Source organism: Clostridioides sp. ZZV15-6598, assembly GCF_020657705.1.
GTDB lineage: Bacteria > Bacillota > Clostridia > Peptostreptococcales > Peptostreptococcaceae > Clostridioides > Clostridioides difficile_F.
Genome location: NZ_JAGWCS010000047.1, coordinates 1 through 17,778 on the forward strand (window position 1 = coordinate 1; position 17,778 = coordinate 17,778).

The 17,778-nt window shown below is 29.6% G+C and carries 15 protein-coding genes; 12 read left to right on the forward strand and 3 right to left on the reverse strand.

Features of this window, described 5'->3' with window-relative positions:
• Positions 1-140: 140 nt before the first annotated feature.
• On the reverse strand, positions 141-1,904 hold the full coding sequence (locus tag KGF50_RS10825; protein WP_227848053.1) for a bifunctional homocysteine S-methyltransferase/methylenetetrahydrofolate reductase: 1,764 nt from the start codon (positions 1,902-1,904) through the stop codon (positions 141-143).
• Between the two features lie 591 nt (positions 1,905-2,495).
• Here KGF50_RS10825 and KGF50_RS10830 point away from each other — a divergent pair.
• The 7 genes from KGF50_RS10830 to KGF50_RS10860 all read left to right on the forward strand — a co-directional run bounded on the left by KGF50_RS10830 (position 2,496) and on the right by KGF50_RS10860 (position 8,974).
• Positions 2,496-3,857 carry an MATE family efflux transporter gene (locus KGF50_RS10830; RefSeq protein WP_227848054.1) on the forward strand — a complete coding sequence of 454 codons (1,362 nt, stop codon included), beginning with the start codon at positions 2,496-2,498 and terminating at the stop codon, positions 3,855-3,857.
• Positions 3,858-3,951: 94 nt separating this feature from the next.
• Entirely contained in the window at positions 3,952-4,656 is a 705-nt protein-coding gene (locus KGF50_RS10835) for a GntR family transcriptional regulator (RefSeq protein WP_227848055.1), read from the forward strand.
• Between the two features lie 201 nt (positions 4,657-4,857).
• Complete coding sequence (locus KGF50_RS10840; protein WP_227827675.1) at positions 4,858-5,169, forward strand: PTS sugar transporter subunit IIB; 312 nt, start codon at positions 4,858-4,860, stop codon at positions 5,167-5,169.
• Between the two features lie 21 nt (positions 5,170-5,190).
• Positions 5,191-6,507 carry a PTS transporter subunit EIIC gene (locus tag KGF50_RS10845; protein WP_227848056.1) on the forward strand — a complete coding sequence of 439 codons (1,317 nt, stop codon included), beginning with the start codon at positions 5,191-5,193 and terminating at the stop codon, positions 6,505-6,507.
• Between the two features lie 73 nt (positions 6,508-6,580).
• Complete coding sequence (locus tag KGF50_RS10850) at positions 6,581-7,891, forward strand: 6-phospho-beta-glucosidase (protein WP_227848057.1); 1,311 nt, start codon at positions 6,581-6,583, stop codon at positions 7,889-7,891.
• Between the two features lie 22 nt (positions 7,892-7,913).
• Positions 7,914-8,645, forward strand: coding sequence for a chitin disaccharide deacetylase (chbG, locus tag KGF50_RS10855; RefSeq protein ID WP_227848058.1), 732 nt, complete (start codon positions 7,914-7,916; stop codon positions 8,643-8,645).
• Positions 8,646-8,656: 11 nt separating this feature from the next.
• The gene (locus KGF50_RS10860) at positions 8,657-8,974 is read left to right on the forward strand and encodes a PTS lactose/cellobiose transporter subunit IIA (RefSeq protein ID WP_227433981.1); all 318 of its coding nucleotides are present in this window, start codon (positions 8,657-8,659) and stop codon (positions 8,972-8,974) included.
• Positions 8,975-9,096: 122 nt separating this feature from the next.
• On the opposite strand, the gene KGF50_RS10865 is transcribed toward KGF50_RS10860, so the two are convergent.
• Entirely contained in the window at positions 9,097-9,561 is a 465-nt protein-coding gene (locus tag KGF50_RS10865) for a hypothetical protein (protein WP_227848059.1), read from the reverse strand.
• 280 nt (positions 9,562-9,841) lie between these two features.
• Between KGF50_RS10865 and KGF50_RS10870 the strand changes: the two genes are divergently transcribed.
• From KGF50_RS10870 to KGF50_RS10890, 5 genes are all read left to right on the forward strand, one after another.
• Positions 9,842-10,780, forward strand: a complete 939-nt coding sequence (locus KGF50_RS10870; protein WP_227848060.1) for an ABC transporter substrate-binding protein — start codon at positions 9,842-9,844, stop codon at positions 10,778-10,780.
• A gap of 129 nt (positions 10,781-10,909) precedes the next feature.
• Positions 10,910-11,923 carry an iron ABC transporter permease gene (locus tag KGF50_RS10875; RefSeq protein WP_227848061.1) on the forward strand — a complete coding sequence of 338 codons (1,014 nt, stop codon included), beginning with the start codon at positions 10,910-10,912 and terminating at the stop codon, positions 11,921-11,923.
• Between the two features lie 5 nt (positions 11,924-11,928).
• A complete protein-coding gene (locus KGF50_RS10880) occupies positions 11,929-12,951 on the forward strand; it encodes an iron ABC transporter permease (protein WP_227848062.1) in 1,023 nt (340 codons plus the stop codon).
• A gap of 14 nt (positions 12,952-12,965) precedes the next feature.
• Positions 12,966-13,748, forward strand: coding sequence for an ABC transporter ATP-binding protein (locus KGF50_RS10885; RefSeq protein ID WP_227848063.1), 783 nt, complete (start codon positions 12,966-12,968; stop codon positions 13,746-13,748).
• An 11-nt stretch (positions 13,749-13,759) separates the two neighbouring features.
• Entirely contained in the window at positions 13,760-15,100 is a 1,341-nt protein-coding gene (locus KGF50_RS10890; protein ID WP_227848064.1) for an MATE family efflux transporter, read from the forward strand.
• Between the two features lie 81 nt (positions 15,101-15,181).
• Here KGF50_RS10890 and KGF50_RS10895 read toward each other — a convergent pair whose 3' ends face one another.
• A complete protein-coding gene (locus tag KGF50_RS10895) occupies positions 15,182-17,464 on the reverse strand; it encodes an EAL domain-containing protein (protein WP_227848065.1) in 2,283 nt (760 codons plus the stop codon).
• Positions 17,465-17,778: the final 314 nt, after the last annotated feature.

Here is a 17,778-nt window from a genome sequence, read left to right on the forward strand (position 1 = left end):
CATATATATTATCAAAATCATCTAAAAATTACAATCTATAATTTAGCTTAAAACGTTCAAATACAAGGCTTTTTAGAATTACACTATACTTTAATAAATAAACATTATAATATCTTAATAGTATTTATATTATAATTATTTTATTTGTTAATACCTTCTAATATATGACATACTATGTCAATTCTTTTAAATGGAGTAATGATATAATAACCATCTACATAAGGTTCAATTTCTTTTGCTATTTGAGTGGATATATTGATAGCAAGTTTAGTAGCTTGTTCTTTTGACGCATCTTTGTACAGGTCTATAATGTCTTGTGAGACAGTAATTCCTGAAATTTCATTATTCATAAAACAAGCGTTTTTGTAACTTACTACAGGTATAATTCCACCTAGTATCTTTGCAGGAAGTATTTCCTTAGCTTTTTTTAAGTTTAATAAAGCTTGCTCTGTTAAGACTGGTTGAGTTAAAAACATAGTAACCCCATTTTCTATTTTAATCTTAGCATGCTTAAGTTGAGAATCAAAGTTTGTTGCATTTATATTTAAAGCTCCAAAGATATTAAATGGAGTATTAAAGGTATCTTTATTTAAAGTTTTTATGTAATTTGCTAGTATAGAAGAGTTAAAACTGAACATGGCCTTTATTTCATCTCTTTCAGCAGAAGGTATAGGGTCTCCAGTTACTACTAACACATTGTTTATGTTTTCAATATTTAATCCTAAAAGAAGAGCTTTTGTAGCATTAATATTTCTATCTCTACATGTCATATGTGGTATAGGAGTGATGTCTAACTCTCTCTTTATTTTGCAAGCTAATAAACTACTATCAACTCTTGCTCTTGCTATAGGGCAGTCAGCAATTGTTATTGCATCAACTCCATAGTCTTTTAGTTTTTCAGCACTATTCATAAAAAATTCAATATCTGTATCAATAGGAGGGTCTAACTCAACTGCTATAATTTTTTTACCTCCATCAAGCTTTTCTAAGAGTTCGTTTTTTGTTACAGATTTAATTTTCTTTTTTGGAGAGATATCATTCTTTATGGCAACATTGCCTTTGTATGAAGAATTTATTATTTCAACAGTCTTTTTAATAAATTCAGGTGTTGTACCACAGCATCCACCTAGTATATGAACTCCTTGATTTAATATCTCTAACATCTGTTCTGAAAAATAGTCTGAGTTATCTTCAAAAAATGTACGATTATTAATAATAGTTGGATAGCCTGCATTAGGCATAATAGAAACTATATTGTCATTAATATCAAGTGTCTTTATAAAATGCAATAAATGGTGTGGGCCAGAGATACAATTAAATCCTAATGCATCAATATTTTTGTCCTTGGAAATAGATTTAAAGATATTAGTCCCACTTTTTCCAAGTCTAGTAAAGCCTTCTGGATTAACTGCAAATTCTGTTAAGATAAATGCGTTTGCTTGTTTTTCCTTTATATAACTTGAGATTTCTGGTAAATATTCATCACTACTAAATGTTTCAAATAGAAAGTTAGTTGCTCCAATTTCTAAAAATACATCTACTATTTTCTTATAATCAGGTAACAAATCTCTATCATTTAGAGCAGGTATTGGACCAATATCAGCAAATATAAATACATCTGTATTTCTTGTTGCCTCTAATGCAATTTCATATCCACTTTTTATAATATCTTTGACAGTTTTAAAATCACACTCTAGAAGTGTTTCATTTGCTGCAAAAGTATTTGTTTTAATAGCCATACATCCAGCTTTTATATATTCCTTGTGGATAGACAATATTGTAGATGCATCATTTATATTGGCTATTTCACAATTGAAAGGACTATTTTTTAGTTTGGAATAGTATGTACCCATTGCACCATCAAAAACTAAAACAGAGTCTTTGATATATTCATTTATGTTCATTGCTTCACCTCATACGAATTTAAAATATTTTAAGTATTAGTATATCAACCCAAAAAAAACTTGTCAATCTTTGGAAAATATAGTGGAATATCTTAGCTTATATAACAAGTTTATTGGTGATTTTGATATACTTACTTAAATGGTATTAAAATAAGAACTATAATAGTGACATAGTTATATAATTATATCTATTGCTAAAAATCAATGATAAACATTACCATATTTTATTATAGTTAACACAATTTGAAACTACATAGATGGGTAATATATATTAAATAATCTAAAAATGCTATATTATAAGTAAATTATTGTAAATGGGGTATATTGTACAAAGTAGAATTTGTATTAATGGCTGGGAAGAATAATATAGATATTCAAAGTGTTAAATGTACTGTTATAGAGAAATAATATATGGTAGATTAGAAAAGTACAAGATAAAAATCATTTTAAATTAGTAACTTTATTTCAACTCATTGAGTTTAAATATAATAAATTTATTTATGATGGTAAATTTAATTAAATAAACATAGTAGTTGATTTAAGTGTACAATTAAAGGGATTTTTAATTTTATAATATAAAAGAGGTGGAAAATGAAAAATAGACTTGATTTAACTGAAGGAAGAATTACTGAAAAGTTACTTAGACTATCACTTCCAATAATGGGGACTTCATTTATACAAATGGGATATAACATGATAGATATGATATGGGTTGGCAAAGCTGGAAGTAAAGCAGTAGCCGCAGTTGGGACAGCGGGATTTTTTCCATGGCTCGCAATGGCATTTATTATGATTTCAAAAGTAGGTGGGGAAGTAAAGGTAGCACAAAGTATAGGAGAAAATAATATAAGCACTACTAAATCATATATAAAATCAGCAGTAGAAATAAATATTATGTTGGCAATAATATATACTATGGCTTTGATAGTACTCAATAAACAACTGATAGGTTTTTTCAGATTGGGAGACTTAGAGGTTGTATCTATGTCCAGACAATATTTAATAATAGTAGCTTTAGGTATGGTATTTTATTTTATCAATCCAGTATTTACTTCAATTTTCAATGGACTAGGGAATAGTAGAACACCTTTTTGCATCAATACAATAGGACTAATAACCAATATTATACTTGACCCTGTGCTAATTTTTGGATGGGGACCAGCTCCAAAACTAGGAGTTGCAGGGGCTGCTATTGCCACTGTATTTGCACAAATAGTAGTTACTACATGCTTTCTATATATAATACTCAAAAGCAAAGAGGAGTATTTTAAGATAAAAATCTTTAGAAAAATAGAAGTTAAATACTATAAAGTGCTATATAAATTAGGTTTGCCTGTAGCTATACAAAGTGGAATGTTCACAATATTTTCAATGTTACTTGGTGTAATAGTAGCTTCATGGGGACCTGTTGCAGTTGCAGTGCAAAAAGTAGGGTCACAAATAGAAGCAATATCGTGGATGACTGCTGAAGGATTGGCTGTTGCATTAGGAAGCTTTGTTGGACAAAACTATGGAGCTAAAAAGTACTCTAGAATAAATAAAGGATGTAAAATAGCTATAATTGTATCTTCCGTACTTGGAATAATAACAACTTTGGTGTTAATATTTGCGGGTGAAAGCATTTTTTCTGTTTTTATAAATGAAAGTGAGGCAATAGAAAAAGGGGCGATGTATCTTAAGATATTAGGATATTCTCAACTTTTTATGTGCTTAGAAATAATAACAACAGGAGCTTTTAAAGGATTAGGAAGAACCTATATACCCTCTATGATAGTTACTGTATTGACTGGTGCAAGAGTACCATTAGCTTACTTTATATCTAGACCAGAAATATTAGGATTAAATGGTGTTTGGTGGAGTATAACACTATCAAGTATATTAAAGGGAATATTAATGATAAGTTTATTTATATATCTGCTTAAACTTGGAAAATTATATAAGATATCTAAATAAAATTTAATTTGCATTAAATGTATAGACATTTTGTTTGTTTGTATATAAAATTAACTTATCATATAAAAGTTCGAATTGATGAGGAGTGAATTAAATGAAAGAACCAATTTATAAAGTTATAGAAAATCATGTAAGAGAACTAATAAATTCAGATAGTTTGAAAGAAGGGGATTTAATCCCCTCTGAAAAGCAATTAAGCGAAGAATTTAATGTGACTAGAATGACTGTAAGGTCAGCACTAAACAATCTAGTTAAGGAAGGATATATAACTAGACAAAGAGGTGTAGGAAGTATAGTACTTGCAAATAAAATATACGATAATATATCCTCTGTAAGTGGATTTACTAAGGAGATGGAAAGTAAAGGATATAAAGTATCTAATATATTGGTATCTCTTGAAATAGTTCAAGCAGATGAAGAATTATCAAGTAGATTAAACATTAGTGTAGGAGAAAATGTATGGGAGATAAAAAGAGTAAGATTGGCAGACGAAACGAGGGTTTCATATATGATTACATATATGCCAGTTAAATTATTTCCAAATTTAAATAAGATTCATTGTGAAAAGTCACTTTATAATTTTGTAGAAGAAGTATGTGGATATAAAATAGCTATGTCAGAGAGAGAAGTACAAGCTGTAATATCAAATGAGGAATGTATGACTAATTTAAAGCTTGAAGAACCAGAAGCACTTTTATATATAAATCAAGTTTGTAAATTGCAAAATAGTGAGGTTTTTGAATACTCACACACATATCATCATGGATATACTTTAACTTTAAGTGCTGTTGTCGAATAAAAATTAAAAAAAATGAAAAAGTTTTCTTGAAATGTATATACATTTGATATATAATAATATCAAGAAATAAATGTATATACATTTAAAAATAAAATATATACATTAAAATAAAAATTAATAAATAAGACACTTTAAATGTATAGTTTAAAGATATTATGACTTAAAAAGATACTTAATAAATTCTAATTTGGAGGTAAGAAAATGATAAAAATAATGTTAGCTTGTTCAGCAGGGATGTCAACTAGTTTATTGGTTACAAAAATGGAAGATGCCGCGAAGGAAAACGGTATAGAAGCAAAAATATGGGCTATATCAGAAGTGAATTTAAAAAATGAAATAGAAAATTGTGATGTCTTACTTTTAGGACCTCAAGTTAGATATGTATTAGGAAAAGCAACTGAAATGGCAAAACCACATAATATTCCAGTAGAAGTTATAAATATGATGGATTATGGAAGATGTAATGGAAAAGCTGTCCTAGATAGAGCAGTGGAATTAAATAATTCTAAATAAAGTTGTACTGGAGGATGTAAAATGGAAAAATTCATGTCATTTATGGATAAATATATAGTGCCTGTAGCTGCAAAAGTAGGAGCTCAAAGGCACTTAGTAGCAGTAAGGGATGCATTTATAGCAATGATACCTATAACTATGGTAGGTGCATTGGGAACATTGATAAACAACTTGCCATTAGAAGCATATAAAAATCTGATGGCAAGCATATTCGGAGAAAATTGGACTATGTTTGGAGGAGACCTTTGGTGGGGAGCTATAGGTACGATGGCAGTATTTTTAGTAATAGGTGTTGCCTATTTTCTAGCAAAGTCTTATGAAAGTGATGGATTACAAGCTGGGCTTATAGCATTATCTATCTTTTTTATAATGGCTCCACAAATTGGTAAAATAGTTCCAGAAGGTGGTACTAGTGCAGTTGAAGGATGGGGAATGATACAACAAACTTACTTAGGAACAGCAGCACTCTTTTCTTCTATATTAATAGGGTTATTATCTGCTGAGATATTTGTAAGATTATCTAAAGTAAAAAAATTAACTATAAAAATGCCAGATGGAGTTCCACCAGCAGTTTCAAAATCATTTGCAAAGTTAATACCAGGGATGTTGACTATAATGATATTTACTGTAATAGGAATATTTATAAAAATGCTTTCAGATGGAAGTTTCTTAACAGACATTTTGAATACTTACTTGGGAGCACCACTGTCAAATGTAGCTGATAGTTTAGGTTCTACAATGCTTATTGCATTTATAATTCATATACTTTGGACTGTTGGTCTTCATGGTGCAAATATAGCACTTCCTTTCACAGAGACAATACTTATGAAATTAGGTGGAGAAAACGCTGCCTTAGCTCAAGCGGGTGCAACTGAAGGATATCATGTACTTGCAGGTTCATTCTTTGATGCATTTGTATATTTAGGTGGTTCAGGAGTGGTTTTAGGATTAGTTGTAGCTTTATTAATAGCAGGAAGAAGACGTAAAGAGATGATAGTTTTGGGAGGTCCTCCAGCAATATTTAATATAGGAGAACCATTAATATTTGGGCTTCCAATAGTTTTAAATCCTATTTTTATGATTCCATTTGTACTTGCACCAGTAATATGTAGTGCTGTATCATATTTAGCAATAGATTTTGGTTTAGTAGCACCAGTAATTTTACCTAAAATACCTTGGGTAACACCTCCTATATTAGGTGGGGTGATGGCTACAGGTGATTGGACAGGAGGAGCTTTAGCACTATTCAATTTGATATTGTCAATATTAATATACATTCCGTTTGTTATAGCATCTGAAAAAATGGAAGCTAAAAAATTAACAAAAATTGACAACTAGGTAATTTTATTCGATAATAAACAGATAAGTTCTGTAAGATATACTAAATTATAGGTAAGGATGGTATAATGAGATGAAAAATGGGCTAAAAATAGTTACAATTGGAGGAGGTTCAAGTTATACTCCTGAACTTGTAGAAGGTTTTATAAATAGATATGAAGAGCTACCTGTAAAGGAGTTATGGCTTGTAGATATAGAAGATGGAAAAGAAAAACTAGAGATAGTAGGAAATCTAGCTAAAAGAATGGTAAAAAAAGCTGGAGTAGATATGAAAATAAATCTTACTTTAGACAGAAGAGAGGCTTTAAAAGACGCAGATTTTGTAACAACACAGCTAAGAGTAGGTCTTTTAGATGCAAGAATTAAAGATGAAACTATTCCTTTATCTCATGGAGTTATGGGGCAGGAAACTAATGGTGCAGGAGGGTTGTTTAAAGCTCTTCGTACAATACCAGTTATATTTGATATAATAAAAGATGTGGAAGAATTATGCCCAAATGCATGGATGGTGAACTTTACAAATCCAACAGGAATAATAACAGAAGCTGTATTCAAATACACTAACTTTAAAAAATATATAGGTCTATGTAATGTACCAATTCATTTAAAAAATGATGTTGCTAAACTATTCAATGTAGAAAGCGATAGAATAAGTATGGACTTTGCAGGTCTTAATCATATGGTTTATGGTCTTAATGTAGCTTTAGACGGAGAAGATGTTACAAAAAAAGCAATAGATAAGTTTGTTAAAGCAGATATAAGTATGCAAAATATAAAGGCAATTGATTTTAATGCTGATTTTATAAAATCTTTAGGTGCTATACCTTGTCCATATCATAGATATTATTATAAAACTAAAGAAATGCTTGAAGATGAGTTAATAGAATTTAAAGAGGGAAAAGCTAGAGGTCAAGTAGTTAAAGAATTAGAAGAACAATTATTTGAATTATATAAAGATGAAAAACTAGATATAAAACCACCTCAACTTGAAAAAAGAGGAGGAGCTTATTATAGTGATGCTGCTTGTAATCTAATAAGCTCTATATACAATGATAAAAAAGACATCCAAGTAGTTAATACATTAAATAATGGAGCTATAAGAGACTTTAAAGATGAGCATGCGGTAGAAGTAAGTAGTGTAATAACAAAAAATGGACCAAGACCATTAAGTATAGGCTATTTACCAGATTCTGTACATGGGTTAGTAAGTCAAATTAAGTCATTTGAAGTTTTAGCAGCCAAAGCAGCTGTATATGGAGATTATGATTCTGCGCTATTGGCACTTTGTATAAATCCATTGATTCCATCTGATGATTTGGCAAAAACTATATTGGATGAAATGCTTGAAGCTCATAAAGATTATCTTCCTAGATTTAATAGATAGTTTATAGAAAGTAGGTTATGGTATGACTAAAATTATAATAAATGCAGATGACTTTGGATATTGCGAAGCTGTGAATTATGGTATAATATCAGCTCATAATAATGGAATAGTTAAGTCTACATCTATGATGGCAAATATGCCTGGTGTAGAACATGGAGTAAAGCTACTTAAAGAAAATAAAGATTTAAATTGTGGAGTTCATATGACTTTAAGTTGTGGTAGACCATTATTGTCTAACTTAAAAACTATTGTTGATAAAGAAGGTTTTTTTATTAGAAGAATTACGGACGAAATTATTAAAAAAATGGATTATGACGAGATTTATAGAGAACTTTGTGCTCAAATAGATAGAGTAAAAGGACTTGGAGTAGACATATCTCATTTAGATAGTCACCATCATATTCATACTTTAGTAAATTTAAAACCAGTAATAGAGAAAATTGTAAATAAGTATAATCTTCCAATAAGAGGAGGTTTTGAATACGATTTAGAGTATTCAAAAATAGTTCCATTAATAGATAGCTTTTACAAGGAAAATGTGAGTGAAGAGTATTTTATAAAAAATATAGAAGAAATAATGAAGTATGATGTAGTGGATATTATGTCTCACCCAGCTTTTTTAGATGATTATATTTTAAATTCTACGTCTTATGCAATTGATAGAACGAAAGAACACAAAATACTTACATCTAAAAAAGTAAGAGAGTTTTTGAGAGAAAATGGATTAGTCATATCAAGCTATAGAGATATTTAGGAGGTATACAGATGGATGAGAAGATGATAGAAATATCTTTTGGAATAATTGGATTTGCAGGTGATGCAAAAGGTCTAGCTTTTGAAGCTATAAAAGAAGCAAAGAACGGAAATATAGATGAAGCTAGAGAGTGCATTGAAAAGTCAAAAGAATCAATTCATAAAGCACATAAATTCCAAACAGAATTAATACAAAATGAAGCTAGTGGTAATAAAACTGAAATGAGTGTTATATTGGTTCATGCACAAGACCATTTAATGACATCTATGAACTTTCAACAACTGGCAGAAGAATTTGTAGATTTGTATGAAAGATTGGAAAGTAAGTAGTCTAATTTAATTATTATAAAAGAGTGTTTTTAATAATTTCTGTAATTATTAAAGACACTCTTTTTTATTGAAATATATTTAAAAATTATAACTTAGGAATTTATTATCATTTTATTAATATTTTAAAATTTAGACTTCTCATAATTGTAAGGTATACTAGTACCTACAACCACATCTTCAATTTTTTCGATAATAAGCCAATCATCCATATTCCCTTGGTGGTCGAAATCAAGAGGTGTTATTTCTTGAACATTTTCAAACTCAACTAAGCATAAACACTTTTTATGCCAACGAACTTTTTGTTTATCAGATAAATTTAATTTTGGTTGATTTTCATCTAGAACTTTGCAAATTTCGTCTTCTGTTAATTTAACATAGTTGTCTACTTTCTTAACAATAGCCTTTGCAGAAATTTCTGAAGTTCCTTTTTCCATAAAATAAAGTAATTCTCCTTGAAATACTCTGCTATGTGGTATTTTTCTACCAGCAGCACCTCTAATTACCATTGTCTTCGTTCCAGCTAAAATTTTATCTAAGACCTTTTCTCCTTTTTTTCCTGCATTATCACAATATACTAAATGTACCATGTTTTAAATCCTCCTTACTAAATTACTGTTCTGTAATTTGCATTTTATCATTGTTTAACTGAAAAGTCATTCTATTTATTGGATTTACATAAAAAACAGGTATAAAATTTATTGATTAATAAAAGAAAACCTTATCTGTGGTATATATAATTAAGATTAATTAGGAATTTTTATCCTTTTACAAAATAATATTGACTAAAACTAGAAAAATGCTATAATAAATATGTGCTTATGATAATCAATATCATGTAAGTATAATAAACAAGTAGGAGAAATAATCATGAAAAAAATAAAATCACTTGCAATATTTATATCTATTATAACTACGTTAGTACTTGTTACGGCATGTTCAGATAGTAACACAGATAATAAAGATAAATCAGATACAAGAGTTGTACAATCTGTTAAGGGAGAGGTTAAGATACCATCAAATCCTAAAAAAATAGTTGATATATCAGGAAGTAGTGAGGAATTATTAATAGCTGGTCATAAACCTATTGCAACAGCAAATGTAGACTCATATGAAACTGATAAATTACCAAGTTACATAAGAGAAGAACTTAAAGATGTAAAGATAGTAGGTCACTCTATGATGGATACTATGGATATGGAAGCTATATTGGAAGCAAATCCAGATTTAATAATAATGAGTCAAAGACAAGAAAAAATCTATGACCAATTAAAAGAAATAGCTCCTGTAGTCATGATGAAAGATTATGCAAATGACTGGAAAAGTAAGTTAACTGATGTTTCAAAAATATTTGATAAAGAAGAAGAAGCTAAGAATTGGTTACAAAAGTATGATGAAAAAGCTACAAAGCTAGGTAAAGAAGTTGTAGAAAAAAATGGAGAAAAAACTTACTTACCAGTATTAGCAAGTTCAGGGCAATTTATGGTATTTAGCGATGGAGGAATTGGAACTTTAATTAATGATGACATGAAATTAGCTAGACCTAAGAATATGCCAAAGCAAGATGGAATAACATTACCAATGGTAAGCATGGAGGGTCTTACAGATATAGATGCAGACCATATAATTGTGATAGCTACAGAATCAGATAAAAAAGATTTAGAAAATAGTGCTATATGGGCTCAAATGAGAGCAGTAAAAGATGGAAACGTAACAATACTTGATGCAGCTCCATTTTTCAGTCAATCATATAATCCAGTTGGAAAAGAGTTGTTATTAGAATCAGTTAAAAATGAATTAACAAAGTAATTCTTAACTTATTAGGTGTGAGATAATGATGTTCATTTTTCACACCTATTTTTAATAAGTTTAAAATCATAAAATACTTAATAAATATATTACTGCGCTAGAATTAAAAGGGAAAAGGAGGTAGGATAATTGACTACACTTAGTAAAAAAAATCTGACTTATTCGTTGATATTAATAAGTATAGTTGCACTTGTATTTGGAATTGTATTATCCATAACTATTGGGGCTAAAGATATGAATCTATCGACTGTTATAAGTAGTTTGATAAATATGGAAGATGGAATAAATATGAGAATAGTGAAGGATGTTAGACTTCCAAGGGCAATAGCAGCAGCACTTGTTGGAGGATTTTTAGCAGTTTCAGGTGCTATAATGCAAGGAATAACAAGAAATCCTATAGCTGAGCCTTCTGTTATAGGAATTACACAGGGAGCTACATTTGCAATTGCAATATCATTAGTACTTCAACAAAAACTTCCTAAACTTATACATGGGAGCTTTAGTGTAATGATGTTTGCATTTATTGGAGCAAGTATAAGTGGTTTATTTATATATTTTATAAGTTCCAAATCAAGAGGAAGAGTTAATAATGTAAAATTAGCTCTTGCAGGGGTAGCTCTTGGTACTTTGTTAATATCTTTGGCATCAGCAATATCTATGTACTTTAATCTATCTCAGCAATTAAGTTTTTGGATATCAGGAGGACTTGTAGGCGTGACATGGGAAGGGATAAAACTATTATTTATAGTTGGAGGTATTGGATTTATCCTATCTATGATTATGGCCCCAAGAATAACTATCCTAAGTCTTGGAGAAGAAGTGGCAATAGGATTAGGGCAAAAAACTGACATTGTTAGGTTTATATGTATAGTCTTAGTAATATTAATGACTGGAGCATCTGTTTCAGTATCAGGTAATATTATTTTTATAGGTCTTATAGTTCCTCAGATAGCTAAAGGAATAGTAGGCTCAGATTATAAGTATATAATACCAAGTTCTTTAGTTCTAGGTGCTGTGCTACTTGTATATACGGATATATTAAGTAGAATGATAAATCCTCCATATGAGACTCCAGTGGGCTCTATAACAGCTCTTATAGGAGTTCCAATATTTATATATCTTGTTAGAAAGGGGAATAAATAGGTGCTATGAAAAATATTATAAAAACAAATTCTAAAACTTTACTTGTTATTTCAATTTTAATGGTACTTATTTTTATTGCTTTTCTAGTGAGTTTAAATTTAGGTTCGTTTTCTATAGAACCAATGGATGTTATAAAGACTTTTATAGGTCAAGGTCAACGTAATCATGAAATTGCAATATTTAAACTGAGATTACCAAGAATAGTAATAGCGTTATTGGTTGGTTCAGCATTATCAACAGCAGGTGTAATACTTCAAGGAGTTACAAAAAATGATTTGGCTGACTCTGGAATTTTGGGTATAAATTCAGGAGCAGCATTATTTGTAGTAGTTTATATATATCTTATGAATGGTAATGTTTATGAAGGCATGAGTAATCTCACTGTATTTACAATGCCAGTTGTTGCACTTGTAGGGGCTTTGTTTGGAGCACTTTTGATATATTCTCTTGCATGGAAAGGTGGAATAAATTCATCAAGGTTACTACTGATTGGTATAGGCGTAAATATAGCCTTTACTTCAATTTTGACGATATTTCAATTGAAATTTACAACACAAGAATTTAATAGAGTTATGGTATGGACATCAGGTAGCATCTGGGGAACCAGTTGGAAATATGTAATAGCTGTACTTCCATTTATAGTGATTTTTATGGGAATAACTATGTATAAGGCTAAGTATATAGATGTCTTGAACTTAGGTGATGAAGTGTCTACAAGTCTTGGTGTAGATGTAGAGAAGCAAAGAAGAAGACTCATAATATATGCAGTAATTTTATCTGGTGTATCAACATCAGTAGCAGGTAGCATTTCGTTTTTAGGTTTGATAGCACCACACATAGGAAGAAAAATAATAGGTCCAAAACATAAAAGACTAATACCAGTATCAGCGTTGATAGGGACATTATTACTTTTGGTGGCAGATACTATATCTAGAAATCTTCTTGCTCCTATAGAAATACCAGTAGGTATAGTTGTCTCTATAATAGGAGTACCATACTTTATTTATTTAATGTTGGCAAATGATTAGGAAAGGGTGTTGTTATGAATTGTATAAATACTAAAAATCTAAATGTATCATATGGAAATACAGATATTATAAAAGATTTAAATTTAAATATACCAAAAGGAAAGATAACTACTATAATAGGGGCTAATGGTTGTGGAAAATCTACAATACTTAAAACAATAGGGAGAATTATTAGTCCTAAAAATGGAAGTATATATATAAATGGAGAAGATATATATAAGAAAAAATCTAAGGAGATAGCGAAAAGTATGGCTGTACTTCCACAAAGTCCTCAAGTTCCTAGTGGTCTTACTGTTTCAGAGCTAATTTCATATGGAAGATTTCCTCATAAAAGTGGCTTTGGAAATTCTAGTAAAGAAGATAGAGATATTGTAAATTGGAGCTTAGAAGTTACTGGAATCTCAGAATTTAAGGATAGAAATATGGAAGATTTATCAGGAGGACAAAGACAAAGAGCATGGATAGCTATGGCTTTGGCACAAGAGACTGATATACTTTTGTTAGATGAGCCTACAACATATTTAGATTTAGCTCATCAATTAGAAATACTAAAATTATTAGATGAATTAAACAAAAAACAAGGAAGAACTATTGTCATGGTAATACATGAACTTAATAACGCAGCACGATTTGCTGACCACATGATAGGGATTAAGAAAGGTAAAATAGTTTGTCAAGGTAATGCATATGATGTTATGACTAAAGATAATCTAAAGGAATTATTTAATATTGATGCAGAGATAGCGACAGACCCAAGGACAAATAAACCAATTTGTATAACTTATGACATGGTATAGATGGTGACAACATGGAAAATCAAGAAGCATTAAGACATGAAAAAATATGGATTTTATTATTTAGGTATTCAATACCTGCAATAATAGCAATGATGGTAACTTCGCTTTACAATGTAGTAGATAGGGCTTTTATTGGTTCTATGGAAGGGGTTGGATCTATAGCTATTGCAGGTCTTGGTGTAACTATGCCAGTATTTACACTAATAATAGCTTTTGGAATGTTAGTATCAGTAGGTGCTAGTACAAGCTTGTCTATAAAGCTAGGAGAAAGAAATAAAAAAGAAGCAGAAAAAATATTAGGTAATGCCCTTACACTATCTATAATTATTTCTATAATTATAACTGTATTAGGATTAGTTTTTTTAGAAGACATACTTTTTCTTTTGGGAGCAAGTAGAGATTCAATCTCTTATGCAAAAGACTATATGAGTGTTATACTGGTTGGAACCCCATTTAATCTAATTGCATTTTCTTTAAATAATGCAATTAGAGCAGAGGGAAATCCTAAGTTAGCAGCTAGAACAATGATAGTAGGTTGTATACTAAACTTGATATTAGACCCAATCTTCATATTTGTGTTTAATTTAGGTATAAAAGGTGCGGCTATAGCAACTGTACTCTGTCAAGTCGTGGTATTTATTTGGGTAACATATTATTTCATAAGAGGAAAATCTAATTTAAAATTAAAGAAGTACAATTTGAGGTTGGACACAAATATAACAAAAAAAATATTTGCAATAGGCATCACACCATTTGCGATGGAAGTAGCTATAAGTATAACTCATGTACTTACTAATAATTCTCTAAAGGTTTATGGTGGAGATTTAGCTATTGGTGCTATGACAGCTCTTACATCTATTTTATTGATGTTTATGATGCCAGTATTTGGCTTAAATCAAGGGATGCAGACTATAATATCATATAATTATGGAGCAAAGCAATTTGAACGTGCAAAGAAAACTTTAATATTGTCTATCATAGTGTCTATAGTTATATTATCTTTTGGATTTTTAGTAGTACAAGTATTTCCTGAGGTGTTTGTTGGTATATTTAACAAGGATTCAAATCTAATGGAAATAGCTGTAAGAGGGATAAATATAAATTTAATAACCTTGCCTATAATGGGGATTTCTATTGTTGGGCCTGTGTATTTTCAATGTATAAGTAAAGTTAAACATTCTATGTTTTTGACTCTTTTGAGACAGTTTATTTTATTTATACCATTAATTATTGTACTTCCAATTAAATTTAATCTAGATGGAGTTTGGTTAGCACAGCCAATTGCAGATTTTATTGCTATGATAATCGTATTATTGTTCTTAAGAAGAGAATTTAAGATGAGTCAAGCATAAAAGACTGACAAATGTATAAAAGACTGAAAAATAAAAAGGCTTGTCTCAAAATGATTAAAATCATTTTATAGAGACAGGCCATTATTTTACAGCATCACTTTTATCGACTTCTTCTAGTGTTTTTCCAAAAGCCATTTTTTCAAATATTTCTTGAGGTATAGGTTTAGAAAAAACATATCCTTGTATCATATCGCAATTAATTTTCTTTAGATATTCCATTTGTAAGATTGTTTCGACACCCTCTGATATACTATTCATGTTTAATTTTTTAGCCAGTTCAACTACAGATTCTATTACATAATTTTCGGATAAATTATCTGCATTAGGAGAACTAAAAAATGCTCGGTCAAGTTTTAGAGTATCAACTTTTATTTCTTTTAGCATATTAAGTGAAGAATATCCGCTTCCAAAATCATCTAGTGAACATTGAAAACCTTCCTCATGGATTTGGTCTATTACATTGAGCAACATTTGTAAGTTATCAAAGACGAGTGTTTCAGTTAATTCGATTTCCAAAAGTTTAGCAGGGACATCGTATTTATCACGAATTGTTTTGTATTTTTTTAAAAAATCTTTATTGTTTAAGTGAGCACGTGAAAAATTAACTGAAATAGGTATTGGAGTTTCTCCATTATCTATCCATTTTCGTATAAGGGCACATGATTTTTCAAACACATAATGGTCAAGTTTGATGATGAATCCATTTTTTTCGAAAAAAGGAATAAAATCATTTGGTGGAATAAGACCTTTATCTGGGTCTTGCCATCGTACTAAAGCTTCTGCACCCACAATATTATTGTTTTTAAGATTTACTTTAGGTTGAAGATAGACTACAAATTCGTTATTATCTAATGCTTCTTCCATTCTATTTTCCATTTCTTTTTCTTTAAGCATTCTCAAACGTTCTAAATCACTATAAAACACACATGTGTAGAGTGGATGATTTACAGTATTTCCTTTAATGTTTTTTCGTGCTACATTTGCACGGTCTTGAATTGATACTAGTGGTATATTTGGGTCATCAATTTTATAGACACCTATAGAAAGAGCGATGAAATATTTGCATTCTTTATTTTTGTTAAAACTGTTAATATCGTTTGTAATATTTTCTATGTACTGAAGAATTTCTTTCTGTGAAATAGTTTTAATAAGAATGTTAAACTGATCATTAGAAACTCGACAAAGTAATTCTTTAGGTTTTAAATAATTATTAATCACATCATGTATGTATTGTAGTGTTTTATCTCCAGCTTCACTACCAAAAGAATCATTAATAAGTTTGAACTTTTGAATGTTTATAGATACTAATGAATAGGTTTCTGCTGAAGCTGATTGTATGATTGCTTTAGCTTCCATATCAAAACGTGCCTTACTATATCCTTTAGTTACAGGGTCTATATAGGCAACTTTTATAAGCTGTTCTCTATTTTTATGATTTATAAATATAATTGATATGATAAGTACTAAAAATGATATAATAATTAAAAGGTTGATAAAGACTGCTTTTTTTAGAAGTAAATCAAACTGTGCACTTGCTACTTTTACTGGAACAATTGAAAGTAGGTATAGGTTTTCTTCTTCTAGAGGAACATAGTGCATTGCTTTATAAATACCATCATCCAATGTAAAGTACATAGAACCTTTTTTGTTCTCTTTTAAGTTTGCCTTCATTTCTCCAAGAGTATTTTCACCAGTATAGCTTCCATGTTTTTTTATTGTGTCGAAAAAGTTTACAACATCTTTTGGAGCGTTTTTGTTGTCTGAACTTACAATGAAATTTCCATTTTTGTCAATGATTTGAGAAAATCCTTCACCACCAAAACTCTCCACGCTTAGTAAGGTTCTCATATTATCAAGAGTATTCCAGGCAGTAACAGCTCCAACAACCTTATCATCTTCATAAAGTGGTACAGAATATAAAATTCCATGTATACCAGTTTGAGATTTGATTGGAGTAATTGTCTCTTCACCTTGAAGAGCTTTTCTATAAAAATACTGTCCTTTAACATTACTTATACTTTCATCAGAGTTTATAAAATTTCCACTAGAATCGATAATACCTAACCAATCAAACCCAAGTAATTTTGATTTTTGAGATAAATACTCATTGGTTTTTTTAGTGTTATCACTAAACTGAAAATAAGTATCCCCTATAGAATATAATGTTTTAAATATACTTTTACATCTTACATTAATTGTAGTGGAGATACTCTCTGAGATTTCTGTAAGATACCGTTCTGTTTCACTATGGGTTACCTTATTCAGTGTCATGACAAAAGTAACACAAACTAAGGACACGATTATAAGAAGTGTTAGCAATAAGGTAATTATTATTTTTTTATTTTTTGTGTTTTTAGTATACATTTTTTCTGTTCCATCCCCCGTCTTTTATTGACTTACAAAGAAGACTCCTCTCAGACATATTATACCAAATATTTTTGTTTATGAAGACACCTAATTTCATTGATTCAACTCTATACTCAATCTTATATAACTTATTTTAAAGAGTAGAGAAGATATACTTATAATTTATTACTTATAATCTATATTGAAATTTGACTGAACAATATTATCATGAGCTACAATATTTTATAAATAAAAAAAGAACTGTTTTCAAAATTATTTTAACTATTTTGATACAGTTCTTTTTGGGATAAAAAAACATTTATAAAGGATTT

Coding starts and splice junctions, on each gene's coding strand:
- KGF50_RS10850 (WP_227848057.1), top strand. CDS start 6,581: ATGAAAAATGGGCTAAAAATAGTTACAATTGGAGGAGGTTCAAGTTAT.
- chbG (WP_227848058.1), top strand. CDS start 7,914: ATGACTAAAATTATAATAAATGCAGATGACTTTGGATATTGCGAAGCT.
- KGF50_RS10870 (WP_227848060.1), top strand. CDS start 9,842: ATGAAAAAAATAAAATCACTTGCAATATTTATATCTATTATAACTACG.
- KGF50_RS10880 (WP_227848062.1), top strand. CDS start 11,929: ATGAAAAATATTATAAAAACAAATTCTAAAACTTTACTTGTTATTTCA.
- KGF50_RS10865 (WP_227848059.1), bottom strand. CDS start 9,561: ATGGTACATTTAGTATATTGTGATAATGCAGGAAAAAAAGGAGAAAAG.
- KGF50_RS10890 (WP_227848064.1), top strand. CDS start 13,760: ATGGAAAATCAAGAAGCATTAAGACATGAAAAAATATGGATTTTATTA.
- KGF50_RS10840 (WP_227827675.1), top strand. CDS start 4,858: ATGATAAAAATAATGTTAGCTTGTTCAGCAGGGATGTCAACTAGTTTA.
- KGF50_RS10825 (WP_227848053.1), bottom strand. CDS start 1,904: ATGAACATAAATGAATATATCAAAGACTCTGTTTTAGTTTTTGATGGT.
- KGF50_RS10845 (WP_227848056.1), top strand. CDS start 5,191: ATGGAAAAATTCATGTCATTTATGGATAAATATATAGTGCCTGTAGCT.
- KGF50_RS10895 (WP_227848065.1), bottom strand. CDS start 17,464: ATGTATACTAAAAACACAAAAAATAAAAAAATAATAATTACCTTATTG.
- KGF50_RS10835 (WP_227848055.1), top strand. CDS start 3,952: ATGAAAGAACCAATTTATAAAGTTATAGAAAATCATGTAAGAGAACTA.
- KGF50_RS10885 (WP_227848063.1), top strand. CDS start 12,966: ATGAATTGTATAAATACTAAAAATCTAAATGTATCATATGGAAATACA.
- KGF50_RS10860 (WP_227433981.1), top strand. CDS start 8,657: ATGGATGAGAAGATGATAGAAATATCTTTTGGAATAATTGGATTTGCA.
- KGF50_RS10830 (WP_227848054.1), top strand. CDS start 2,496: ATGAAAAATAGACTTGATTTAACTGAAGGAAGAATTACTGAAAAGTTA.